23 protein-coding genes and 2 pseudogenes are annotated in these 23,695 nt (G+C 73.6%); 4 read left to right on the top strand and 21 right to left on the bottom strand.

All coding sequences use genetic code 11. The annotated features are described in order from the left end of the window. The first annotated feature begins 679 nt into the window (after nucleotides 1-679). Together LX15_RS23005 and LX15_RS23000 are read left to right on the top strand one after the other, a co-directional pair. The gene (locus tag LX15_RS23005) at nucleotides 680-1,075 is read left to right on the top strand and encodes an ArsR/SmtB family transcription factor (RefSeq protein ID WP_253671712.1); all 396 of its coding nucleotides are present in this window, start codon (nucleotides 680-682) and stop codon (nucleotides 1,073-1,075) included. Then, nucleotides 1,072-1,491, top strand: a pseudogene (locus tag LX15_RS23000) (Fur family transcriptional regulator); the annotation flags it as partial. The gene LX15_RS23005 and the pseudogene LX15_RS23000, both read left to right, overlap by 4 nt. 170 nt (nucleotides 1,492-1,661) lie before the next feature. Here the strand turns inward: LX15_RS23000 and LX15_RS22995 are convergent. The 16 genes and pseudogenes from LX15_RS22995 to LX15_RS22920 form a co-directional block, all read right to left on the bottom strand. Further along, the gene (locus tag LX15_RS22995; protein ID WP_253671724.1) at nucleotides 1,662-2,384 is read right to left on the bottom strand and encodes a TIGR03943 family putative permease subunit; all 723 of its coding nucleotides are present in this window, start codon (nucleotides 2,382-2,384) and stop codon (nucleotides 1,662-1,664) included. A 57-nt stretch (nucleotides 2,385-2,441) separates the two neighbouring features. Beyond that, a pseudogene (locus tag LX15_RS22990) lies at nucleotides 2,442-2,642 on the bottom strand (TIGR03943 family putative permease subunit); the annotation flags it as partial. Beyond that, complete coding sequence (locus tag LX15_RS22985) at nucleotides 2,639-3,670, bottom strand: permease (protein WP_372502779.1); 1,032 nt, start codon at nucleotides 3,668-3,670, stop codon at nucleotides 2,639-2,641. The gene LX15_RS22985 and the pseudogene LX15_RS22990, both read right to left, overlap by 4 nt. Nucleotides 3,671-3,812: 142 nt before the next feature. Further along, complete coding sequence (locus tag LX15_RS22980; protein WP_253671710.1) at nucleotides 3,813-4,238, bottom strand: YbjN domain-containing protein; 426 nt, start codon at nucleotides 4,236-4,238, stop codon at nucleotides 3,813-3,815. Next, complete coding sequence (locus LX15_RS22975) at nucleotides 4,235-5,080, bottom strand: isoprenyl transferase (RefSeq protein WP_253671709.1); 846 nt, start codon at nucleotides 5,078-5,080, stop codon at nucleotides 4,235-4,237. The genes LX15_RS22980 and LX15_RS22975 overlap by 4 nt, the downstream gene beginning before the upstream one ends. Before the next feature lie 39 nt (nucleotides 5,081-5,119). Further along, complete coding sequence (recO, locus tag LX15_RS22970) at nucleotides 5,120-5,926, bottom strand: DNA repair protein RecO (protein ID WP_253671708.1); 807 nt, start codon at nucleotides 5,924-5,926, stop codon at nucleotides 5,120-5,122. A 58-nt stretch (nucleotides 5,927-5,984) separates the two neighbouring features. Continuing rightward, the gene (locus LX15_RS22965) at nucleotides 5,985-6,479 is read right to left on the bottom strand and encodes a DUF2752 domain-containing protein (RefSeq protein ID WP_308213506.1); all 495 of its coding nucleotides are present in this window, start codon (nucleotides 6,477-6,479) and stop codon (nucleotides 5,985-5,987) included. Between the two features lie 12 nt (nucleotides 6,480-6,491). Further along, on the bottom strand, nucleotides 6,492-6,908 hold the full coding sequence (locus LX15_RS33230; protein WP_253671707.1) for a CD225/dispanin family protein: 417 nt from the start codon (nucleotides 6,906-6,908) through the stop codon (nucleotides 6,492-6,494). A gap of 163 nt (nucleotides 6,909-7,071) precedes the next feature. Continuing rightward, a complete protein-coding gene (gene era / locus LX15_RS22955; protein ID WP_253671706.1) occupies nucleotides 7,072-7,980 on the bottom strand; it encodes a GTPase Era in 909 nt (302 codons plus the stop codon). Further along, entirely contained in the window at nucleotides 7,964-8,353 is a 390-nt protein-coding gene (locus LX15_RS22950; RefSeq protein ID WP_253671705.1) for a (2Fe-2S) ferredoxin domain-containing protein, read from the bottom strand. The genes era and LX15_RS22950 overlap by 17 nt, the downstream gene beginning before the upstream one ends. 452 nt (nucleotides 8,354-8,805) lie before the next feature. Next, nucleotides 8,806-9,150: a cytidine deaminase-like protein gene (locus LX15_RS22945; RefSeq protein ID WP_253671704.1), complete on the bottom strand. Its 345-nt coding sequence runs from the start codon at nucleotides 9,148-9,150 to the stop codon at nucleotides 8,806-8,808. After that, entirely contained in the window at nucleotides 9,143-10,501 is a 1,359-nt protein-coding gene (locus LX15_RS22940; protein ID WP_253671722.1) for a hemolysin family protein, read from the bottom strand. The genes LX15_RS22945 and LX15_RS22940 overlap by 8 nt, the downstream gene beginning before the upstream one ends. 14 nt (nucleotides 10,502-10,515) lie before the next feature. Beyond that, nucleotides 10,516-11,136: an rRNA maturation RNase YbeY gene (gene ybeY, locus LX15_RS22935; protein WP_253671703.1), complete on the bottom strand. Its 621-nt coding sequence runs from the start codon at nucleotides 11,134-11,136 to the stop codon at nucleotides 10,516-10,518. Between the two features lie 79 nt (nucleotides 11,137-11,215). Beyond that, the gene (locus tag LX15_RS22930) at nucleotides 11,216-12,331 is read right to left on the bottom strand and encodes a PhoH family protein (RefSeq protein WP_253671702.1); all 1,116 of its coding nucleotides are present in this window, start codon (nucleotides 12,329-12,331) and stop codon (nucleotides 11,216-11,218) included. A 130-nt stretch (nucleotides 12,332-12,461) separates the two neighbouring features. Further along, a complete protein-coding gene (locus tag LX15_RS22925; RefSeq protein ID WP_253671701.1) occupies nucleotides 12,462-12,824 on the bottom strand; it encodes a histidine triad nucleotide-binding protein in 363 nt (120 codons plus the stop codon). A 9-nt stretch (nucleotides 12,825-12,833) separates the two neighbouring features. Further along, nucleotides 12,834-13,466: a TetR/AcrR family transcriptional regulator gene (locus tag LX15_RS22920; protein WP_253671700.1), complete on the bottom strand. Its 633-nt coding sequence runs from the start codon at nucleotides 13,464-13,466 to the stop codon at nucleotides 12,834-12,836. 76 nt (nucleotides 13,467-13,542) lie between these two features. Between LX15_RS22920 and LX15_RS22915 the strand changes: the two genes are divergently transcribed. After that, nucleotides 13,543-14,100 carry a hypothetical protein gene (locus tag LX15_RS22915; RefSeq protein WP_253671699.1) on the top strand — a complete coding sequence of 186 codons (558 nt, stop codon included), beginning with the start codon at nucleotides 13,543-13,545 and terminating at the stop codon, nucleotides 14,098-14,100. 3,038 nt (nucleotides 14,101-17,138) lie between these two features. Here LX15_RS22915 and LX15_RS22910 read toward each other — a convergent pair. The 3 genes from LX15_RS22910 to hrcA form a co-directional block, all read right to left on the bottom strand. Continuing rightward, nucleotides 17,139-17,879, bottom strand: a complete 741-nt coding sequence (locus LX15_RS22910) for a 16S rRNA (uracil(1498)-N(3))-methyltransferase (RefSeq protein ID WP_253671698.1) — start codon at nucleotides 17,877-17,879, stop codon at nucleotides 17,139-17,141. 15 nt (nucleotides 17,880-17,894) lie between these two features. Beyond that, complete coding sequence (gene dnaJ, locus LX15_RS22905) at nucleotides 17,895-19,043, bottom strand: molecular chaperone DnaJ (protein WP_253671697.1); 1,149 nt, start codon at nucleotides 19,041-19,043, stop codon at nucleotides 17,895-17,897. A 68-nt stretch (nucleotides 19,044-19,111) separates the two neighbouring features. After that, entirely contained in the window at nucleotides 19,112-20,134 is a 1,023-nt protein-coding gene (hrcA, locus tag LX15_RS22900; RefSeq protein ID WP_253671721.1) for a heat-inducible transcriptional repressor HrcA, read from the bottom strand. A gap of 234 nt (nucleotides 20,135-20,368) precedes the next feature. Here hrcA and LX15_RS22895 point away from each other — a divergent pair, with 234 nt between their 5' ends. Continuing rightward, complete coding sequence (locus tag LX15_RS22895; RefSeq protein ID WP_253671696.1) at nucleotides 20,369-20,701, top strand: type II toxin-antitoxin system VapB family antitoxin; 333 nt, start codon at nucleotides 20,369-20,371, stop codon at nucleotides 20,699-20,701. A gap of 197 nt (nucleotides 20,702-20,898) precedes the next feature. Here LX15_RS22895 and LX15_RS22890 read toward each other — a convergent pair whose 3' ends face one another. Next, complete coding sequence (locus LX15_RS22890) at nucleotides 20,899-21,900, bottom strand: sporulation protein (protein ID WP_253671720.1); 1,002 nt, start codon at nucleotides 21,898-21,900, stop codon at nucleotides 20,899-20,901. 336 nt (nucleotides 21,901-22,236) lie between these two features. Next, nucleotides 22,237-23,454, bottom strand: a complete 1,218-nt coding sequence (gene hemW, locus LX15_RS22885; protein WP_253671695.1) for a radical SAM family heme chaperone HemW — start codon at nucleotides 23,452-23,454, stop codon at nucleotides 22,237-22,239. Nucleotides 23,455-23,695 lie beyond the last annotated feature (241 nt).

Genomic DNA, 23,695 nt, shown 5'->3' with positions numbered 1-23,695 from the left:
TCCGGCGGCTCGCGGGATGTCGGCGCGCATCACCCCGGCGGTTGAGTAGCCTCGCGCCGGATTTGTCAAGTCGTTGTCCACAGGCCCCCCAGGATTTCATGATCAACTCCCACCGCGGGGTGAATGACGCGCGTGTGCGGCGGGAGTTATCCACAGGCTTGAAATTCAGCCTGGTCCGGGCGCGTTCTCGCTGGTTAGGCTGGAGCGGGGCTCGCCCCCCAGGGCGGGTGGGGGCTGTCCTGAGGGTGGGGTGAGTCGTTCAGGCGGCGGCCCCGGGACGGAACATCCGGAGGCCGCGCCCTCCCCAGGAGGCGAGACGCTCCTCCACGTCGAACCGACCGTCCAGCAGTGGTCGCCCCCGGGCAGGCGGGGCATACACCCAGCCACGCAGTGGGCACCGCAGTGGGCAGGTCCTCAGATCCGTAGGTCGGCAGGTCGGTAGGCCGGCAGGTCCCCAAGCCGGGGCAGGGTGCGTCGTCCCCGCTCACCCCCGGGCTGGGCGTGCGGAACCGACCAGGGCGATCGCAGGTGGTGGGGCGGACGGGTGGGGCGGAGCGCGGCATTCGCAGCAGCGCGCGGCGTCCGGACGCCCGGGGTCCTTGGTCAGGTGGCCCGTAGGATGGCGGGAGAGCCTGGTCGCCCGGGCGGGCGACCACCACGCCGGAGCGTTGGAGACGACATGCCGACCGCAAGCCCCGATGCCGCGCCACGACGCGCGGTCGCGGGCGCCGACGAGCGGGTCCCATCCCACGACCACGACCGAGGGGCCGTGCGCCCGGTCCCCCCTCGGGACCCCAGGACCCTGGCCGCGGCCGGCGACCTGCTGCGTGCCCTGGCCGCCCCGGTGCGGATCGCGATCGTGCTCCAGCTCCGCGCCTCGGAACGCTGCGTGCACGAGCTGGTGGACGCGCTCGGCGTCGCCCAGCCGCTGATCAGCCAGCACCTGCGGGTGCTGAAGTCCGCCGGCGTGGTGCGCGGCGAGCGGCACGGGCGCGAGGTCGTCTACCGCCTGGTCGACGAGCACCTGGCGCACATCGTGGTGGACGCGGTCGCGCACGTGGAGGAGGCCGAGTGAGCGCACAGCGACCGACCACCCGCCGGCCCACGACGGCCGTCCCCGGCCTGCGGGCCACCCGGCAGCGCGCCGCCGTCTCCCGGCTCCTGGACCAGCTCGACGACTTCCGCTCGGCGCAGGAGATCCACGAGGAGCTGCGCCGCCGGGGCGAGGGCATCGGCCTCACCACCGTCTACCGCACCCTCCAGACGCTGGCCGACGCGGGCGAGGTCGACGTGCTGCGCACCGGCACCGGCGAGGCGATCTACCGGCGGTGCTCGGCCCACCACCACCATCACCTGGTGTGCCGGGGCTGCGGCCGCACCGTGGAGGTGGAGGGCCCGGCCGTGGAGAAGTGGGCCGACCGGGTCGCGTCCGAGAACGGGTTCACGCACGTGAGCCACACCGTGGAGATCTTCGGGACCTGCGCGGACTGCGGCGGTGGGGGCGACGGCGCCGCCCGAGGCACCGACCGCAGCGCAGAACGCAGCACCGAACGAGGTGCCGACCGCGACGGTGACGGCAGCTCCTCCTGAGGGCCCGGCGCCGCCTCTGAGCCCGCGCCTCCTCTGAGGCACGCGCCGCCCTGCCGCACCTCCCCGCTCGGCTACTCGTAGGGGTCGGTGGGGGCGGCGACCGGCCGGACCGACTCGACCGTGAAGGTCGGCGTGTGGTCGACGCTGGCCCTGCCGCTCCCCGGGACGACCTTGCCGACCACCTCAAGCCAGGTGTCGGGCGCGTAGCCGGCCAACTGGGCGTCCCCGCCGCTCAGCAGGACCGTGCGCGGTGAGGCGTCCGCCGCGCAGCAGCGGATCACCATGCGCGCCAGCAGCGGCCGACCGTCGTCCCTGCGGACGAGGAAGCCGGTGAGGCGCAGGGTGCGGTTGTCGAGCGAGCCCGAGTCGTCCCAGACGGTGCGCGTGACGACCTCGCCGATCGGCAGGGGGATCGCGTCGCCCCCGGGCAGAGGCGGGAACATCGGCGACCCCGAGGACCGCTGGCGCGCGGCCTCGTCGTTGCCGGCGCCGGCCCGGTTGACGGCGTCCGAGCCGAGCGCGGGCGGCGCGACCAGGAAGATCGCCAGCACCGGGAGCAGCAGCAGCCATGGGCTCCGCGGCTCACGGTGGCCGTGGCCGTGACCGTGTCCCTGTTCGTGATCGTGTCCCTGTTCGTGATCGTGTCCCTGTTCGTGATCGCGTCCCTGTTCGTGATCGCGTTCCCGTCCACCGGCGTCCTCCGGCGCAGGCGTGTCCGACGCTGTCCGGGCCTCGACGGCCGAGGACGCCTCCGTCCGCGCCAACCGCGCCGGCGTCTCCGTCTCTCCGCTCACCGCGACATCCGACGGCTCCGGCTGCCCGTGGGGGTGATCACCGGCGCAAGCCGGCGCCGGGACGGCGCGCCCCGTCCTGGCGGCGAGCACGTCCCTGACGATCGCCACGGCCGCGAGCGCCACCATCACGACGCCGGTCGCGACCAGCCACGGAAACAGGCCCGGCTTGACGTAGCGCAGGTAGGTGCCGTTCCAGGCGATCTTCAACAGCGCGCCGCCGAGCAGCGCCAGCACGACGTTCTGCGTCTCCCGCCTCATCGGGCGCCTCCCAGGACGAGCAGGCCGGCCACGACCCCGCACACCACGGCCACGAGGAAGGTCAACGGGGCGAAGCGGACGGCGAACGCGCGGCCGAAGGTCCCCGCCTGCAACGCCACCAGCTTCACGTCCACCGCCGGCCCGACCACCAGGAACACCAGCCGGGGCAGCAGCGGCAGCGCGGACAGCGAGGCGGCGACGAACGCGTCGGCCTCGCTGCACAGCGCGAGCACCACGGCGAGCACGGCCATCACCACGACGCCGAGCGCGACCTGACCGGCGAGCGAGGTCACCCAGGAGGCCGGCACGGCCACGTTGAGCACGGCGGCGGTCAGGCCGCCGAGCACCAGGAACCCGCCGGCCTCGACCAGGTCGTGCCGCGCGGTCTCGGCGAAGACCGCCCACCGCGACGCGCCCGGCCGGGGGACGATCCGCCGCAGGGCGCGCTCGGCGATCCACTCGGCCCTGCCGATCCTGACCCACAGCCAGCCCGTCACGACGGCGGTGGCCAGCGACCCCAGGAACCGGGCGAGCACCATCGCGGGCTCGCCGGGGAAGGCGACGGCGGTGGCGACCAGGACGACCGGGTTCACCGCGGGGGCGGCGAGCAGGAACGCCAGGGCCACCGCCGGGGGCACGCCCTGCTGCATCAGCCGGCGGGCGACCGGCACCGACGCGCACTCGCAGCCCGGCAGCGCCAGTCCGGCCATCCCGGCCACGCCGACCGCGGCCGCCGTGTTGCGGGGCAACACGCGGCGGAGCGCGCTCGCCGGCACGAAGGCGGCGATCATCCCGCTGATGAGCACGCCGAGCGCGAGGAACGGCATCGCCTGCACGCAGACCGCGACGAACACCGTCGACCCGGTGCGCAGGGCGGGCGCGTCGAGGGCGGCGACCACGCGGTCCTGCCACACCATCGCGGCGATCAGGAGCACGCAGAGCACGAGGAGGGAGTCGACCCGTCTGCGGCGCGCCGGCGAGCGCGGCGGTCCGCCGGTCGTGGTCGGGGTGGTCGTCACCCCGATCATGCTGCCAGTTCGCTATCGATAACCGTTACGGGTATCCCTTGTCGACGCGAACCCGCTGGTCAGAGCCTTGTGACCGGGAAAAAGAACCCGTGGGGGCGAGCCGGCCGCCGCTGGCCGGCTCGCCCCCACGGGTCGCGTCGCCTCAGTTGCCGGCGGCCTCGGCCAGCAGCTCGGCGCGGAGCTGGGAGGCGGTGGAGACGACGAGCATCAGCAGCGTGCTCAACGCGGCCGGGCTCAACCCCTCGGCGGGGAAGGCGTACCGGAGCAGCACGTCCATGCCGCGCTCCTCGCGCACCACGCCCAACGTGCCGAACAGGCCCTGGCCGGCGCGTTCGGCCGCCGACTGGGCCAGCCGGGGGTCGTCGGGCAGGTCCCAGGCGACCACGCAGGTCAGGCTGAGCACGACCAGGCCCTCGGCGAGCTGCATCGCCTGGACCGCGCACGGCACCTCGCCGTGCCGGAAGCTCAGCGCGCCGTCGTCGTCGACCTGGACGTCGTGGTACAGCTCCAGCGCCTCCTTGGCCGCCGAGAGCAGGCGGGCGGTGGTGCTGGCCTCGTGGTTGGTCATCGGGCTCCTCCCCCGGTCGGTCCGGCCTCCCCGGACCCGGCCACGGCGTCGACGGCGCCGCCGAACCGGCGGTCCCGGCGCGCGTAGGTCTCGCACGCCTCCCAGAACCGGATGCGGTCGAAGTCCGGGAAGAGCACGTCCTGGAACACCATCTCCGCGTACGCGGACTGCCAGATCAGGAAGTTCGAGGTGCGCTGCTCGCCGGAGGGCCGGATGAACAGGTCCACGTCCGGCATGTCCGGCTCGTCCAGGTACCTGGCCAGCATCTTCTCGTCGACCTTCTCCGGGTTGATCTTCCCGGCCGCGGCCAGCCTGGCGATCTCCTTGGCGGCGTCGGCGATCTCGGCCCTGCCGCCGTAGTTGACGCACATCGTGAGGGTCAGCACGTCGTTGTTCCGCGTGCGCTCCTCGGCGACCTCCAGCTCCTTGATCACGCTGCGCCACAGCCGGGGCCGCCGCCCCGCCCAGCGCACCCGCACGCCCAGCTCGTCGAACTGGTCGACGCGGCGGTGGATCACGTCGCGGTTGAAGCCCATGAGGAAGCGCACCTCGTCCGGGCTGCGCTTCCAGTTCTCGGTCGAGAAGGCGTAGAGGGACAGCCACTTCACCCCGAGTTCGATGGCGCCCTGCAACACGTCGAGGACCACGGCCTCACCCCGGCGGTGGCCCTCGGTGCGGGGCAGCCCGCGCTGGTTGGCCCACCGCCCGTTGCCGTCCATCACCAACGCCACGTGCCTCGGCACCAGCTCCGGTGGGATGGCGGGGGGCCGGGCCCCCGAGGGGTGCGGGTCGGGTGGCCGGACGCTCGGGTCCCCGCGTCCGCGCAGCCGACGTCGCAACATTGGTCCTCCTGGCGTGCTACTCCTGCCGTGGCGGGCCTATCAGACCATGTCGGCCGACGGTGTCCGATCACCGGTCGCGGCGTGCTCCACCGGCCGCCGGCCGCCCGTCGCGGCGGCGCGCCGCTCCACCAGCGGCAACGACCGGAGCTGGCGCTCCATGTGCCACTGGAGGTGGGCCGCGACCAGGCCGCTGCCCTCGCGGCGGGCGGGCTGCCCCACCGCCTCGGCGGTCTCCCAGTCGCCGTGCAGCAGCGCGTCGAGCAGCCGCAGCGTCTCGCCGGCCGGCCTGGCCGAGCCGGCGGGCCGGCATCCGGCGCACACCGAGCCGCCGGCCGGCACGCTGAACGAACCGTGCGGGCCGGGCAGGCCGCAGCGGGCGCACTCGGCGAGGGCCGGGGCCCAGCCGGCGAACGCCATCGCCCGCAGCAGGAACGCGTCCAGCACCAGCGACGGGTCGCGCTCCCGGCCGGACAACGCCCGCAACGCGCCGACGACGAGCAGGTAGAGCCGCAACGCGGGCTCGCCCTCGTCCAACGTCAGCCGGTCGGCGGTCTCCAGCACGGCGCAGGCCGCCGTGTACCGGGAGTAGTCGCCCACCAGGCCGGCCCCGAAGGCGTCGAGGGTCTGCACCTGCGTGACGACGTCGAGCGTGCGGCCGGTGTGGAACTGGACGTCCACGTGCCCGAAGGGCTCCAGGCGCGCGCCGAACCGCGAGGTGGTGCGACGCACCCCCTTGGCGACGGCACGCACCTTGCCGTGCCGGCGGGTCAGCAGGGTGATGATCCGGTCGGCCTCACCGAGCTTCTGCACCCGCAGCACGACGCCGGTGTCCCGGTACAGGCTCACACGTCCATCCTGTCACCCATCCCCGCTGGTCAGACGCGCAGGGGTGCGGAGGCGGGGTTCACACGCGGAGCGCGAGGAACGGGTCGACCGGGATGTTCCGCACGACCCACCACACCACCAGCACGGCCAGCACCGCCATCGGCGCGCGGCGGTGGTGCTGCCACGAGCGCACGGGCCGCCCGGCGAGCCGGCCGCGCGTCCAGCCGACCCACGTCCAGACCAGCAGCGGCAACGCCACCAGGGCGACCGCGTTGTAGTGCGCGGCGGCGAGCAGGTCGCCGTGCAACAGGCTGTAGGTCATGCGCAGCGCGCCGCAGCCCGGGCACACCAGGCCCAGCCACGCCTTGGTGGGGCAGGTGGGCAGGGGGTTGCCGGGGGCCGTCGGGTCGGCCCACAGCACCACGCCGCACCCGACCGCCGCGAGCGCGGCCACGCCCAGCGGCGGGGCCAGGGCGGTGAGCCGGGAGAGCGGACCGCCGCGCCCGCCGGCGCGGCGGTCCGCCCCACACCCGGTGGTCGGGCTCGGGGCGCCCGACGCGGGGTTCCCGGTCACGAGGTCCCCCGCTCAGTACCGGCTGGAGGAGGAGACCGCGGCGGCGATCACGACGACGTAGAAGATGATGATCGCGACGATCAGGATGCCCTGGACGATCGCCGACCACATGGCGAACTTCTTGGCGTCGTCGGCGGCCTTGCGCGCCTCGTCGTACTGGCCCTGCGCCCACAGGTTGTTGACCTGGTTGGCCTTCACGATCGAGACCACGCCCAGCGGGAGGCAGCACAGGATCGTGGTCAGGATGCCCCAGACCAGGTTGTTGTCGGGCGGGGTGGCCGGCTGGTAGCCCGGCTGGGCGCCGTAGGGGGCGCCGAAGCCCGGCTGCTGCTGCTGGTAGCCGCCGGGCGGCGTGCCGGGGCCGGGCTGGCCGAACTGGCCGGGCTGCTGCCCGTAGGGACCCGGCTGCTGGCCGTAGGGGTTGGTCACGGAATCTCCCGGTGACGTGCGGTCGAGGGAATGCCGCCGTCGGCGACACCGCCGACAAGCGGGCGACAATGTACCGAACGGGTGAAGGGCGAGGGGGCGAAACCGGAAAACCCGTCGGAACGCACGTCGGGAACGGGGAGGGGAACCGCCCGACCTGGGCGGTTCAGAAACCGAGCCGGCGGAGCTGTTTCGGGTCGCGCTGCCAGTCCTTGGCCACCTTCACGTGCAGGTCGAGGTAGATGCGGCAGCCCAGCAACCGCTCGATGTGCCGGCGCGCGGTGCCGCCGACCTGGCGCAGCCGCTCGCCGCCCCGGCCGATGATGATCGGCTTCTGGCTGGGCCGCTCGATGTAGATGTTGGCGTGCACGTCGACCAGGTCGGGGCGGTCCTCCCTGGGCAGCATCTCCTCGACGACGACCGCGATCGAGTGCGGCAGCTCGTCGCGCACGCCCTCCAGCGCGGCCTCGCGGATCAGCTCGGCGACCAGCGTGGCCTCCGGCTCGTCGGTCAGCTCGCCCTGCGGGTAGAGCGGCTCGCCGTGCGGCAGGCGCTCGACCAGCAGGTCGGCCAGCACCGTGACCTGGAACCCGTCGACGGCGGAGACCGGGACCAGGTCGGCGAACTCCATGACCTGCTGGAGGGCCAGGAGCTGCTCGGCGACGCGTTCCTTGGGCACCAGGTCGGTCTTGGTCACGACGCCGATGACGGGGGTGCGCCGGGCGACCTTCTCCAGCTCGGCCGCGATGAACCGGTCCCCTGGGCCGACCTTCTGGTCGGCGGGGACGCAGAACCCGACCACGTCCACCTCGGACCAGGTCTCCCTGACCAGGTCGTTGAGGCGCTGGCCGAGCAGGGTGCGCGGGCGGTGCAGGCCAGGAGTGTCGACGATCACGAGCTGGGCGTCGGGGCGGTGCACGATGCCCCGGATGGTGTGCCGGGTGGTCTGCGGCTTGCTGGAGGTGATCGCCACCTTGCTGCCGACCAGGGCGTTGGTCAGCGTCGACTTGCCGGCGTTGGGCCGGCCCACGAAGCAGGCGAACCCGGACCGGTACCCCTCAGACGTGCTGGTCATCCGTCCATTGTCGCCGTTGTGCCCAGACCCGACGCGCCGGTGGGGTGACGCGGTGGAGTTCCAGCGCGTCGGGCAGCGGGGCGCGACCCGGCCCTCCGGCCGCCAACCACCCCTCCAGGTCGTCCAGCACGGTTTCGTCGAGGACGAAACCAAGCCACACCGGCTTCGCCCCCGAGGCGTGCACGACCACCAGGTTGGAGTGCTCGCACGCGTCGAGGCAGTCCGAGGTGCGCACCTCGACCCGGGTGGCGGCGGAGGCGGCCAGCGCGCGGAGCCGCTGGAGCTGCCAGTCGTGGTCGACCCCGGGGTGCTTCCGTCGCGTTCCGCAACAACAACCCCGGCACACCGTCACCCGCACAGGCTTTTCCGACACGACGCGCCAGCCTAACGACGGCGACCACCCGCAGAACGGCCCCGCACGATCGCGCACGTCCTGACAACAATCGGCCCAGGACGCAATCCGTGCCACCATTGAGGCCGTCCCCCAGCCCCGAATTCCACCAAAACACCGTTACCAGGGGGAACCCCTAATCTCAGGGTGGCGGAAAAACGACGCGGCGCGCAAGGCACCGAAATGGTGGCTCCTCGCCCCCCGACCAGGTCAGACACCACCAGACATGATCAGGCACGGTCAGGCGCCGTCGAACAAGACGCCGGAGGGAGCCGCGCACCCAGGCGCGAAAGGCGTGAACACGCGGAGGCGGGGCCGAATGCGGCGGAGAAAATCCCCCGCGTCCGACCCCGCCTCACAGCGCCGATCTTTCCGGCCAGCCTCCCGCAACGCCCGCGAAACCCGCGCCGCGCGGCAGGCCAGCCGGAAAATCCTCAGCTCACGACGTCCAGCACCGTCCCGGCCGCGTCGGCACGCAGCACCGGGGCGTCCTGGGCCAGGTCGCGGACGGCCGCGAGCGACTCGCCGTCCACCTCGCCGGCGTCGGTGACCACGGCGGCGGCCTCCAGGCCCTCGGCGCCGCTGGCCACGGCGGCGGCCACCGCCGCCTGCAACGCGGTCAGCCTCAGCGAGGGCAACGCCACGGTGCACGCGGCGTAGGTGCGGCCGTCGGTGTCCCGCACGGCCGCGCCCTCGGCGGCTCCGGTGCGGGCGCGGGCCGATCGGGCCAGCGTGACGATCTTGGCGTCCTCCGGGTCCACAGCGGTCGGCTCAGCCACGGCTGTCGCTCCCCTCCTCCTGCGCGGTGCGCTCGTGTCCGGTCCCGCCGTCCTGGCGGGCCGCCGGCTCCCCGGCGCGGCGCACCAACACCGTGGTGATCCGCATCCGGCCCCGGCTGTCCTTGCCACCCTCGGCCCGCAGCCGCAGGCCGGCGATCTCCGCCTCCGCGCCGGGCAGCGGCACCCGCCCGAGGCGCTGGGCGAGCAGTCCGCCCACGGTCTCCACGTCCTGGTGGTCCAGTTCGAGGTCGAACACCGCGCCGAGGTCCTCCACGGCCAGCCGGGCGCTGACCCGCACCGAGCCGTCGTCGAGGCGCTCGACCGGGGGCCGCTCGGCCAGGTCGTACTCGTCGGTGATCTCCCCGACGATCTCCTCGAGGATGTCCTCGATGGTCAGCAGGCCCGCCGTGCCGCCGTACTCGTCGACGACGATGGCCATGTGGTTGCGCGAGAGCTGCATCTCCCTGAGCAGCTCGTCCAGCCGCTTGGAGTCGGGGACGAAACTCGCCGGCCGCATCAGCTCGCCGACCGTGGGCCCGCGCTCCCTGAGCTGGTCGAAGCCGCCGAACTCGACGGCCACCCGCACCAGGTCCTTGAGGTTGACCACCCCGACGACGTCGTCGACGGTCTCCCCGATCACCGGGATGCGGGAGAACCCGGTGCGCAGGCACAGCGCCAGCGCCTGCCGCACGGACTTGCCCTGCTCGATCCACACCAGCTCGGTGCGGGGCACCATCACCTCGCGGGCGATGGTGTCCCCCAGCTCGAACACCGAGTGGATCATCTCGCGCTCGCCGGCGGCGACCACGCCCCGCTCCTGCGCCATGTCGACCAGCTCGCGCAGCTCGACCTCGGAGGAGAACGGCCCCTCGCGGAAGCCCCGCCCCGGGGTGATGGCGTTGCCGACCAGGATCAGCAGCCGGGTGAGCGGGCCGAGCAGCCCGGCCAGCACGCGCACCGGCCCCGCCGCGATCAGGCCGACGCCGTAGGGGTGCTGCCGCCCGACCGTGCGCGGCCCGACGCCGACCAGCACGTAGGACACGACGAGCATGGTCAGCCCCGCCACGAGCAGGGCCAGCCAGTCGGGGTCGATCCAGCGCAGCGCGACCACGGTGACCAGCACCGTGGCGGCCAGCTCGCAGCCGAGCCGGAGCAGCAGGAGCAGGTTGACGTGCCGGGGCCGGTCGGCCACCACGAGCTGGAGCTGGCCGGCGCCGGCGCGGCCCTGCCGGACCAGCTCGTCGACCCTGGCGCGGGAGGTGGCGCCCAACGCGGCGTCGGCGGCCGCGAAGGCCCCCGCCGCCAGCACGAGCAGCACCGCGAGCACCAGCAACGACGTCGACCCGGTGATCACGGTGTCCGTCCTCAGCCGGCCTGACCGCCGGGTCGGCCGTCCCCGCCCTCGGGGCCGTCCTCCGGCTCCTCCCGCCGGTCGGGGGCCGGGGCCTCGTCCTCGGCCTCGGTGAGCCCGACCGCGCCGAGCACCCGGTCGTCGGCGTCGCGTTGCGCGGCCAGGCGCTCGGCCTCGGCGCGCGCGGTCCGGAAGTCGGCGAGGATGCGGTTCTGGAGGGAGAACATCTCCCGCTCCTCGGCGGGCTCGGCGTGGTCATAGCCGAGCAGGTGCAGCACGCCGTGCACGGTGAGCAGGTGCAGCTCGTCCATGAGCCCGTGGCCGGCCTTGCGGGCCTGCTCCCTGGCGAAGGCCGGGCACAGCACGATGTCGCCCAGCAGCGCCGGCCCGAGCCCGGCGGCGTCCGGCCGGCGGGCCGAGTCCAGCTCGTCCATGGGGAAGGCCATCACGTCGGTGGGGCCGGGCAGGTCCATCCACCGTTCGTGCAGGTCGGCCATGACGTCCAGGTCCACCAGCAGCACGCTCAGCTCGGCCAGGGGGCTGACACCCATCCGGTCGAGCGCGTAGCGGGCCGCGGCGACGATCGACGCCTCGTCGACCGACACCCCGGACTCGTTGGCGATCTCGATGCTCACGTTGTCCCGTCGTTCTCGTCGCTTGCTCGTCGTGCCGCGCGCCCCGCCGACCGCCGGCCGACGGGGACGCGCCGTGCGCTCACGCCTGCCGGCCGCGCCGGCCGTGCACGTGCTGCCGCCGCCCGTGGCCCGCCGCGGCGGGCGTGGGGCGGTCCTGCCGGGTGGCGTCCCAGCGGGCGTAGGCGTCCACGATGTCCCCGACCAGCCGGTGCCGCACCACGTCCTGGCTGGTCAGCTCGGCGAAGTGGACGTCGTCCACGCCGTCGAGGATCTCCTGGACCACCCGCAGGCCGGAGACCTGGCCGCCGGGCAGGTCGATCTGGGTGACGTCGCCGGTGACCACGATCTTGGAGCCGAAGCCCAGCCGGGTCAGGAACATCTTCATCTGCTCCGGCGTGGTGTTCTGCGCCTCGTCCAGGATGATGAACGCGTCGTTGAGGGTGCGGCCGCGCATGTAGGCCAGCGGGGCGACCTCGATCGTGCCGGCCTGGGTCAGCCGGGGGATCGACTCCGGGTCGACCATGTCGTGCAGCGCGTCGTACAGCGGCCGCAGGTACGGGTCGATCTTCTCGTAGAGGGTGCCCGGCAGGTAGCCGAGCCGCTCACCGGCCTCGACCGCCGGCCGGGTCAGGATGATCCTGGTGACCTGCTTGGCCTGGAGCGCCTGCACGGCCTTGGCCATGGCCAGGTAGGTCTTGCCGGTGCCGGCGGGTCCGATGCCGAAGACGATGGTGTGCTCGTCGATCGCGTCGACGTAGTGCTTCTGGTTGAGGGTCTTGGGGCGGATGGTGCGGCCGCGCCGGGACAGGATGTCCAGGCTGAGCACCTCCGCCGGCGACTCCTCGGTGCCGGCCGACAGCATCGACACCGTGCGGCGCACGGCGTCCGGGCCGACGTCCTGCCCCCGGTTGGCCAGGGTCACCAGCTCGGCGAACACGCGTTCGGCGAAGGCCACGTCGGCCGGCTGCCCGGTCAACGTGATCTCGTTGCCCCGCACGTGCACGTCGGCGGTCAACAGGTCCTCGGCGACCCGCAGGTTCTCGTCCCGCGAGCCGAGCAGCGCGAGCATCGCGCTGTCGGGAACGGCGATCCTCGACTGCGCGTCCCCGGGCGTCCCGCCCCCGGGGCTCGTGGTCTGCGTTGTGTTCCGGCCTGCTCCAGATCGGGCGGCTCCACCCGGCGCGGTCCCCGCCACCAGCTCTCGGGCCTGCTTTCTGCGCGTTCGCGCTGCGTTCGGTACTCGGTGCCCCTTGATGCTAGACCGCGACGGCGACGCCGCCCCAGCGACATTGGCGCGTGTGGGGGGCGGCCCGGGGCCGTCCGGCTCAGCCCACCTGGGCCATCCCGCCGAGGCGCTCGCCGCCGATGACGTGCAGGTGCGCGTGGAAGACCGTCTGGCCGGCGTCCGCCCCGGTGTTGAACAGCAGGCGGTAGCCGCTGGCGGCGACGCCCTCCCGCTCGGCCACCGCCGCGCCGGCGCGCATCACCTCGACCAGCAGCTCGGGGGCCTCGGCGGCCAGCGCGGCGGCGTTGGGGTGGTGCTCGCGCGGCACGACGAGGACGTGCGTCGGCGCCTGCGGGTTGATGTCACGGAAGGCGACGGTGCGGTCGTCGGAGTGCACGATCGTCGCGGGGATCTCGCCGGCGACGATGCGGCAGAACAGGCAGTCGGACGCGCTCGCGCTCATGAGCGCAGGCTAGTGCCCGGCGGCCGTTCCGCGCGCCTCGGGATCTTGCTCCGTGAAGACTCGGTCAAGATGGTCGTCGAGGATCGCCACGATGACGTCGTTGTCGTACTGGTGCGGTCGCAGCAGGGCGTGCACGGCCAACCCGTCGACGAGGGCCTGGAAGGCCCTGGCCTCGCGTCTCGGTTCCAGACCCGGCCGCAGCGCGCGGATGTCCCTGGCCCAGGCGAAGATCTTCTCGTAGTTCTCGACGGCCTCGCCGTTGATCCGGCGCTCGATGGCGCGCAGGGACGCGTCGACCCGGGCGCGGTCCACGAACGCCAGCCAGACGGCGATCTCGGCGCGGCGCTGCTCGTCCAGCGGGAGCAGCTCCAACCCGACGGTGCGCATCACCAGCCGCGGCCCGCGCTCCTCGTTGAGGCTCTGCCGCAGGCGCGCGACGACCTTGTCGGCCGACAGTTCCGCCGCGAAGCGCAGCAGGGCGTCCTGAGTCGGGAAGTAGTGGCGCAGCGAGCCCGTGGACCAGCCGGCCTCGGCGGCGACGGTCCGCACCGAGGCGTGCTCGACGCCGTCGCGCAGGACGATGCGCCACACGGCCTCGGCCAGTTCCTTGCGGCGTTCCTCGTGGTCCACGACCTTCGGCATGCCCTCTTCCTAACACATTCGTGTTGCCAACCCACCGGTGCGCGTGCTATCCAGAACGGGAATTAGCACGACTGTGTTGAAACGGGGGGGCGTCGTGTTCCTGGCCGTCGTCATCGGCTGTGAGATCGGGTTCTGGGTGCTGCTGCTCGCCGGACTGCTCACGCGTTACCTGCTCAGGGCGCCCCGCGTCGGCGCGGCGCTGCTCCTGCTCGCGGCGGGGACCCAGGTGGTCCTGCTCGTCTCGGGCGCCGTCGACCTCGCCAGGGGCAGCACGGCGTCCATCGCCCACGTGATCGCGGCCATCGCGGTCGCCATCGCCCTGGTCTCCGGACGCCATCACCTGCACACCGCCGACCGCTGGGTCCGCCGCAGGCTGGGCCGTGACCACGAGGCGGCCCCCGAGGCCCCGCTCTCCCCGCGCGACCACGCCCGCAAGAAGCGCCGCGAGTTCCGCCTCCGCGCCCTCGAATGGCTCGTCGCCATGGCCCTGCTCGCCGGCGGCGCCGCGCTCGCCGACTTCGAGGTGGACCGCGCCGGTGCCCTCTTCGGCGGCATGGCCGTCTGGACGATCGTCCTCGCCTTCGACTTCCTCGACGCCCTCGTCCCCACCGTGAAGGCGGCCTTCACCCGCTGACCCACCCCAACGCACCCGCACATGCAGGAAAGACGCAGCATCGAGGCATGGCGTGCGGCCCTGTCCGACTCGCCCCCCGCCTGCGCGGGGAACACTTCGATGTCGACGCCGAGCAGGAGCGCGCCGACGACTCACCCAGGCGGACGCGGGGAAAACGCGGGCAGTCTGCCGAAGAATCGTCGGCGGTTGACTCACCCCCGCGCGGGGGAAGACACCAGCCCAGGCGAGCCCTGGTGTCGGCCAGGGACTCGCCCCCCCGGAGCGGGGAGGACAGGTCGTCGGGTGCCAGGCGGGACGCGGCGTGACTCACCCCGGGCACGTGGGGAAGACGGCGGTGCACCGCATGGTCCGCGCGATCGACGGGACTGACCCCGGCGTACGCGGGGAAGACACACCTCGCCGATGCGGTCTCACCGGGGTGTCGGACTCACCCGCGTGCACGGGGAAGACCGCGTCGGCAGCGCCAGCGTGCGACGAGGCCGCGACTCACCCCCGCACGCGCAGGGAGGACAGTGCGGTGGCGGGAATCGGCGCGGCGGATGGTGACTCACACCCGCCTACGCGGGGAGGACCCCAGCACGACGTCCTGTTCGGTGACCCGCGTGGATTCACCCCACGTACGCAGGGAAGACCAGGCCGCCGCCTCTCACGAGCGGCACGCCACCGACCTACCCCCACATGCGCGGGGAAGACGCCTTCGACGCGTCCCCTCGACCCGTCGCCCACGACTCACCTCCGCGCGCGGGGAAGACATCGTGCATCTCGAACATCGGCGCGCTGGCCTGGACTCACCCCCGCATGCACAGAGAAGACCCGATGTCGAGCTGGTCCTCGTGCCGGGTCTGCGACTCTCCCCATGTGCACGGGGAAAACGAGGCGGACGTCAGCGGCGGCACCGTGAACCAGGACTCACCCCCGCGTGCACGGGGAAGACCCACGCTGACGCACCCGCGTGGTCGACTCACCCCGCGTGTGCGGGGAAGACACGTGGGCGCGGTGGTCATACCCGTGCCACTCGGACTCACCCCGGCGTGCGCGGGGAAGACAGGATTCCCTGGAGGGTGGTTCGCGTCCACAGCGACTCACCCCCGCGTGCGCGGGAAAGACACGTTGATCAGCGACGACTTGCCCGATCGGGACGACTCACCCCCACGTGCGCGGGGAAGACGGACAGGGGAGATCCGGAACGCCCTACCCCCCGACTCACCCCCGCATTCGCGGGGAAGACCCATCCAGACCTACCCGCACGGCGCCACCGGTGGACTCACCTCCGCGTGCGCGGGGAAGACCCATCCAGACCTACCCGCACGGCGCCACCGGTGGACTCACCCCCGCGTGTGCGGGGAAGACACGTGGGCGCGGTGGTCATACCCGTGCCACTCGGACTCACCCCGGCGTGTGTGGCGAAGACGGCGTGGCCTTGGTCTCGTTCTCGGACTCACCCCCGCGTGCGCGGGGAAGACGCTACGTCCTCGTCGAGAACGTCCCCGGTCTGCGACTCACCCCCCGCGTGCACGGGGAAGACCGGCCTCGTCTGTGGTGATCAGGGCTTTCCCTCGACTCACCCGCGTGTGCGGGGAAGACTGCCGCCGGGCGTGCCCCGAGATCGCGCTCGGGGACTCACCCCCGCGTGCACGGGGAAGACGCGCTCAGCGGGGGCGTGTTCGACGAGTACGACGACTCACCCCGCGTGCGCAGGGAAGACATGCTGGCGCTAGGCATACGGTTGTTCCGCCTCGACTCACCCCGCTGTGTGCGGGGAAGACAGGCCCCCGCCGGCCCGGGGTGCCCGCACACGAGGGACTCATCCCCGCGTGTGCGGAGAAGTGACCAGCCCATGCGGCACAACCCTTGCCCACGGCGACTCACCCCGGCGTGCGCGGGGGGAGACGACGCCCGGGTTCGACCCGTACGGGATCGCGACGACTCACCCCCGCGTGCGCGGGGAAGACGGACAGGGGAGAGCCGGAACGCCCTACCCCCCGACTCACCCCCGCATCCGCGGGGAAGACCCACGCTGACGCACCCACGTGGTCCACTCACCCCGCGTGCGCGGGGAAGACACGTGGGCGCGGTGGTCATACCCGTGCCACTCGGACTCACCCCGGCGTGCGCGGGGAAGACTCCCGGAGCGCGTCGTCACCATAGAAGATCGACGACTCACCCCCGCGTGCGCGGGGAAGACCTCGACCCCGCCAAGGGCGAACAGTCCGTGGGGGACTCACCCCCGCGTGCACGGGGAAGGCCGATGGGGGCGTTCAGCGGCGGGGTCACGGGCGGACTCACCCCCGCGTGCGCGGGGAAGGCCCTTCGTGAGCTGGGGTAACAGGGCGGCGTTATCAACTCTTGATCTGCGAGAAGGAGGCGCGGGGTGACCTCCTCAGGCTCACGGGGTGGTGGGCCAATGGCTCCTGAGTAGATCACGAGCGCCAGGACCGCAGGGCAAGGCCGAGCGGAGGTTGGGGTGCGGCGGCCGGGAGGTGCGCGGGGCGGCGTGATGCGAGAGGGGCGGTGGGCGCAAGGGCCGCCAGGCCCTCTGCGCCGTGAAGCACCGGAGCGAACAGGAGCAGAGGGGCCGCCAGGCCCCGAATGCGACCCCGAGAAAACCGTGCTGGTGAAGTGCCAGAGGGACCAGCTCCGCCAGGGCGAGGAGCTCGCACCGTGGGGGGGTGTGGGGGGCTCGGCCCCCCACAGCGATCGAGGAGAGAGGGAAGGCGTGCCCGCCGACATGGAGCGCCGCGGCGGGGCCTGGGGGTCACCCCGCCGCGGCGCGGTCCGCCGGACCGAGGGGGGAGGTGTCCAGCGGTCCTTCGGGTGCCCGTCACCCGAGGTCGGCGTCGGTGGGCGCGGGGCGCGCGCTCCGGGTGGGGCGGTCGCGCTCAGCACCACCGATGGCAACAGAGCGTAGCCCCGTGGCGGGGGTCACGCCAGCGCGCCGGCGGGCGATCAGACCATTGAGGACAGTGAGGCCGCCGCAGGGCGACGGGCGGCGGCCGCCGGTCGACCCTGGGTCGCCAGAGTCCACCCTGCCGCCGGTCTCAAGGCCTCCACCTGGGGGTGAGCACGCCGAGGGCACCCAACGCGACCGCGGCCGCCGTGGACGCGCGGAGGACGGTGGGGCCGAGCCGGACGGGTTGGGCTCCGGCCTCGGCGAGGGTCGCCAGTTCGTCGTCGGTGATGCCGCCCTCCGGCCCGACGACGATGACGAGGTCACCCTCCGTGGCCAGGGTGGCCTCGGCGATGGGGACGGTGGCGGACTCGTGGAGCACGAGCGCGGCGGCGGCGGAGCGCACCACGTCGGCGAGCTGCCGGGTGGAGACCGGCTCGGTGACCTCGGGCAGGCGGGCGCGGCGGGCCTGCTTGCCGGCCTCCCTGGCGGTGCTGCGCCAGCGGGCGAGGGCCTTGGCCCCGCGCGGCCCCTCGTCCCACCGGGCGACGCAGCGGGCGGCGCGCCACGGCCGTACGACGTCGACGCCGGCCTCGGTGGCCAGTTCGACGGCCAGTTCGCCGCGGTCGCCCTTCACCAGGGCCTGCGCCAGGACCACCCGGGGGCTGGGCGCGGGCTCGGTCCAGCTCTCCCGCACGTCCAGCCGCAGGGAGTCGCGTTCGGCCGCGCTCACCACGCAGCGGGTGAGCCCGCCGCGACCGTCGGAGAGCAGCAGCTCCTCCCCCGGCCGCAGGCGGCGCACGGTGGCGGCGTGCCGGCCCTCCGGGCCGTCCAGCACGGCGTGCTCACCGGCCGGCAACGCGTCGACCAGGAAGACCGGCAGCGTCGACATCGCGTCCCGCTCCGCCTACCGGCCCCGCAGCCGGGAGAACAGCCCGCCGCCCCTGGCCTTGCCGTTGGCGGCGACCTCGGGCTGCTCCTCGCCGCGCAGCGCGGCCAGCTCGCGCAGCAGCTCGGTCTGCCGGGCGTCCAGCTTGGTGGGCACCACGACCTCCACGTGCACGTGCAGGTCGCCCCGGCCGTCGACGCGGCCGGAGGAGCGCAGCCTCGGCATGCCCTTGCCGGTCAGGAGCAGCTCGGTGCCGGGCTGCGTGCCCGGGTCGAGCTGGAGCTCCTCGGTGCCGTCGAGGGTCTCCAGCGGCAGCACCGCGCCGAGGGCGGCCGAGGTCATGGGCACCCTGAGCCGGCAGTGCAGGTCCGCGCCGTCGCGGGTGAAGGTCTCGTGCGGCAGCTCGTCGACCTCGACGTACAGGTCGCCGGCCGGTCCGCCGCCGGGGCCGACCTCGCCCTGGCTGGCCAGGCGCACCCGCATGCCGTCGCCGACACCGGCCGGGATCTTGACGGTGACGGTGCGCCGGGCCCGCACCCTGCCGTCGCCCTGGCACTGGCGGCAGGGGTCGGGGATGACCTCACCGTAGCCGCGGCAGACCGGGCAGGGGCGGGAGGTGACGACCTGGCCGAGGAAGGACCGCTGCACGGACTGCACCTCGCCGCGGCCGCCGCAGGTGTCGCAGGAGACCGGGCTGGTGCCGGCGGCGCAGCCGGAGCCGGAGCAGGTGTCGCACAGCACGGCCGTGTCGACGGTGATCTCCCTGCTGACCCCGAAGGCGCACTCCTCCAGCGTCAGCTCCAGCCGGATCAACGCGTCGGCGCCGGGCTGCACCCGGCTGCGCGGGCCGCGCCCGGTGGTGCCGCCGAAGAAGGCGTCCATGATGTCGCCGAGGCCGAAGCCGGCGAACGGGTCGCGCATGCCGGCGCCGCCGCCCATGCCGCCGCCCGGCTCCAGCGGGTCGCCACCGAGGTCGACGATCTGCCGCTTCTTCGGGTCCGACAGGACCTCGTAGGCCGCCGAGACCTCCTTGAACCGGTCCTGCGCGTCCGGGGACGGGTTCACGTCGGGGTGCAGCTCGCGCGCCAGCTTCCGGTAGGCGCGCTTGATCTCCTCGGGCGTGGCGTCGCGCCCCACCCCGAGCGTGCCGTAGTAGTCCCTCGCCACCGTTTCCAGTCCTCCTGCCGCACCCGACCGCGTGGCGCGGCGCGTCCGAACATCTCAGCTCGCCGGGCCTACCGCCCGGCGAGGATCTCCCCCACGTAGGCGGCGACCGCGTGCACGGCCGCCATGGTTCCCGGGTAGTCCATCCGGGTCGGTCCGACGACCCCCATGCCGCCGAGGACGTCGCCCGAGCGGCCGTAGCCGATGGAGACGACCGAGGTGCTGCGCAGGTCCTCGGCCTCGTTCTCGCCGCCGATGCGGACCACCACGTGGGCGGCGTCCCTGGCGGCGGCGAGCAGCTTGAGCACCACGACCTGCTCCTCCAGCGCCTCCAGCACCTGGCGCAGGGAGTTCGGGAAGTCCGCGGCGTTGCGGGTCAGGTTGGCCGTCCCGCCCAGCACCAGGCGTTCCTCGGGGTGCTCGACGAGCGACTCGATGAGCACGGTGCACACCCTGGTCATGGTGTCGCGCAGCTCGGGCGGCGCCTCGTCCGGCAGCTCGGAGACCCGCGCGGAGGCGTCGGGCAGCCGCTGGCCGACCATCGCCGCGTTGAGCGAGGTCCGCAGCCGCGCCACGTCGTCCTCGCTCACCACGTCGCCGAGGTCGACGATCTTCTGGTCCACCCGTCCGGTGTCGGTGATGAGCACCAGCATCAACCGGGCCGGGGTGATCGTCACCACCTCGAGGTGGCGGACCGTCGAGCGGGTCAGCGTCGGGTACTGCACGACCGCGACCTGGCGGGTGAGCTGGGCCAGCAGCCGGACGCTGCGGCGCAGCACGTCGTCGAGGTCGAGCGCGCCGTCGAGGAAGGTCTGGATGGCGCGGCGTTCCGCCGACGACAGCGGCTTGAGCTGGCTGAGCCGGTCGACGAAGACCCGGTAGCCCTTGTCGGTGGGGACCCGGCCGGCGCTGGTGTGCGGCTGGGTGATGTAGCCCTCCTCCTCCAGCGCCGCCATGTCGTTGCGGACAGTGGCGCTGGACACACCCAGGTTGTGCCGCTCCACGATGGCCTTCGACCCCACGGGCTCGTGTGAGGAGACGTAGTCGGCGACGATGGCTCGCAGCACCTCGAAGCGCCGCTCCTCGGCGTTCACCCGCGTCACCTCCCAACGCACCGTACTGTTCCGACCTACCGGCCAGTCTAGTGAGCCGTCGCGGGCGCGGACCGCGTTCGCGTGGCCGCCGCCACCTGAGCCGGCCGGGGGAACGTCGGCGGCGGTCGTGTCCGGTGGCGCGCGGAGGCCGACACGGCCCGGCGTCGTCTGCCTCTACGCTCACCCGCGACGGGGTCGCACGCGGCCCACCGGACGGGGAGGTGTCGCCAGCCAGTGATCTTCAAGGACGTGCGGGACGGCCGCCCCTACCCCGACCACGGGCTGTCCGCGCGGGACTGGACGAGGATCCCGCCCCGGCAGGTCCGGCTGGACCAGCTCGTCACCACCAAGAAGGTGCTGGAGCTGGACCGCCTGCTCAGCTCGGACTCCACGTTCTTCGGCGACCTGTTCCCGCACGCCGTGGGGTGGCGCGGTGAGCTGTTCCTGGAGGACGGGCTGCACCGGGCGGTGCGCGCCGCGCTGCAACAGCGCCTGGTGATCCACGTCCGCGTGCTGGAACTGGACGCCCTCCAACCGGGTGGGGCGCCGGACCGGATGGGCGTGTAGGCGTTCGGCTGTTCGGGTGGAGCGCCGTCGGCCGTCCTGTCGTCATCGGATGACTCCCCCCTGACCCACCGGGTCACGCTCGGGCGTTGCCGGATTCCGTTGCCCGCCAAGGGTTTCGCCGTCCTGGGGCCGCTCCGAGGAGCGGTCCCGGAGCCGTGCCGCCCGGCCGGGGCCGGCGGGGCGGCACGGCGCGGGGATCAGGCCTCCTCGTCGTCGCCGAAGAAGGCGTCGCCCACCTCGTCGATCACCTCGCCCGCGATCATGCCGCCGACGAAGCCGGCGGCGGCGCCGGCGACGACCGCGCCCGCGCCCATCCCCCGCCGGTGGTGGTGCTCCTGCGGGTGCCCGTAGTGCCCGTGGTGGTCGTAGTGCCCGCCGTGCGGGTACCCGTGGTGCTCCGGGACGCCGTAGCCGTGGTGGGCGGCGCTGTGCCGGGACGCGACCTGCTCCAGCCAGGAGTGGAGGTGGCCGGCCCAGTCGACCGTCAGCGCCTCCTCGTGCGAGACGTGGAACCGGCCGACGACGTCGCCGCCGGACCGGAACATCCCGCCGCGCTTGTCGGCCTCCAGCACGACGTCGACGCCGACGGGGCTGGTGACGAAGGTCAGCTCGACCTCGTTGATCCGCCCCGCGTACTGGCCCGGCGGGAAGAACTCGATCTCCTGGTAGAAGGGGAGCTGCTGGGCCACCCCGTGGATGTGCCCCAGCTCCAGGTCGGCGCGGCGGAACTGGAAGCCGAGCTGGCCGAAGGCGTCCAGCACCCGGTCCTGGGAGGGCAGCGGGTGCACGAACACGGGGTCCATGTCGCCCTTGTCGACCGCCTTGGCCACCGCCACCTCGGTGCGCAGGCCCAGCGCCATGCCGTACAGCGGCTGGCCCGAGACGGTGGTGAGCGGGGTCTCCCACGGCAGCGGGATCTGGAACGGGATCACCCTCGGCTCGCGCGCGCCCAGCCGGAGCGGGCCGGAGACGACCGCCCGGTGGAACTCGACCGCACCCTCGCGCTCGCTGTCGCCGTGCTCCCGCTCGACCCGGGTGACCAGGGCGAGCGCGATGTGCTCGATGTCGACCTCGTGGTCCCCTCCCTGGACGCGCACCTCCCCGACCAGCGTCTCGCCCGGCCGGACGTTCGGGTTGGGCAGCACGGTGTCGACCGTCGGCCCGCCAACGCCGAACGCGCGCAACATCCGTTTGAACACCACCGATGTACTCCTCACTCGACTCCGAGGGGTGCGCCGCACCTGGCGGAGGTCGCCTCTGGTCGCGCTCCGACGTGGCGGCGCCCGGGGGAGGCCACGACCGCCCGAGGCGTCCCGCCAGATCAACTGTCCCGCCAGATCAACTGGGGAGGGGCGTGAGGAGTTCCCGACATCCCGTCAACATCGCGACAATTCCGCCGCCCGGTCGCGCGACGACCGGACGCGGGCAGGCGTGGCCCACGGGCGACGTGCGCGTGTCAGGGGCGAGCGCGACGCGGAGCGCCCGCCGCCGGACGTCAGGGGACGCCGGGGGACGCCGCCGGACGTCAGGGGACGTCAGGGCAGGAGGCGGCGGACGAGGGCGTCGGCGAGCAGGCGGCCCGGCCGGGTCAGGACGCACCGGCCGGCGGCGAGGGCGCCGGGGTCGAGCAGGCCGTCCCCGGCCGCGCGCCGCGCCTCGGCGGCGCCGTCGGCGTCCAGCGCGGCGAGCGGCAGGCCCTCGGCCAACCGCAGCTCCAGCAGGACCCGCTCCTCGTGCCGCTCGGCCTCAGTGAGGACCTCGCGCCCGGCGGCGGGCGACAGCCCCTCGGCCAGCAGGCCGGCGTAGCGCGCGGGGTGCTTGACGTTCCACCACCGGACGCCGCCGACGTGGCTGTGGGCTCCCGGGCCGGCGCCCCACCAGTCGCCGCCGAGCCAGTAGCCGAGGTTGTGCCGGCACCGGGCGGCGGTGGAGGACGCCCAGTTGGACACCTCGTACCAGCCGAGCCCCGCGGCGGTCAGCGTGTCGTCGACCAGCTCGTACCGGTCGGCGAGCACGTCGTCGTCGGGGGCGGGCAGCTCGCCGCGGTGGACCCGTCGGGCCAGCGCGGTGCCCTCCTCCACGATCAGTGAGTACGCGGAGACGTGGTCGACGCCGGCGGCCAGCACCGCGTCGAGGGAGGCCCGCAGGTCGTCCTCGGTCTCCCCGGGGGTCCCGTAGATCAGGTCCAGGTTGACGTGCGCGAAGCCGGCGGCCGCCGCCTCACGCGCCGCGGTGACGGCCCGCCCCGGCGTGTGCCGGCGGTCGAGCACGGCCAGCACGTGCGGCGCGGCGGACTGCATGCCGAGCGAGACGCGGGTGTAGCCGGCCTCACGGATGGCGGAGAAGAAGGCGGGCGAGGTCGACTCGGGGTTGGCCTCGGTGGTCACCTCGGCGTCCGACGCGAGGCCGAACGCCGAGCGCACCGCGTCCAGCACGTCGCCGAGGCCGTCCGCGCCGAGCAGCGAGGGGGTGCCGCCGCCCACGAACACGGTGTCGGCGGGCGGCGCGGAGCCGAGGACGCGCGCGGCGAGGTCCAGCTCGCGGCGCAGGCCCTCCAGCCAGGACTGGGGCGAGGCCGACGAGCCCAGCTCACCCGGCGTGTAGGTGTTGAAGTCGCAGTAGCCGCATCGGGTGGCGCAGAAGGGCACATGCACGTACACCCCGAACGGTCGGTTGCCGAGACCGTCGAGGGCGGCGGCCGGCAGTACGCCGTCCGGCGGAGCCGGGTCGCCCGGCGGGAGTGTAGAGGGCACACGACCAGTGTCCCAGCATCCGAACGGTGCTAGACGACCCCCGGACCTGGTGGCACTCTGACCGCCGTGACCGCGCTCGACATCCGCCTCGTGGCCCGCCGCCACATCGACTACCGGCGGGTCTCCAGCGCACTGTGCCGACGGCTGGGTTAGTCCCGCCGCCGCGCGTTCAGATCATCACCAGCCGGCGCCGGGAGCGTCGGCTGTCACCACCCCAGGCACCCGTGTGACCAGGGGAACC

Origin of the sequence: Streptoalloteichus tenebrarius, from assembly GCF_024171885.1 — a bacterium.
GTDB classification, from domain to species: domain Bacteria; phylum Actinomycetota; class Actinomycetes; order Mycobacteriales; family Pseudonocardiaceae; genus Streptoalloteichus; species Streptoalloteichus tenebrarius.
This window is presented reverse-complemented; position numbering and strand designations above follow the sequence as displayed.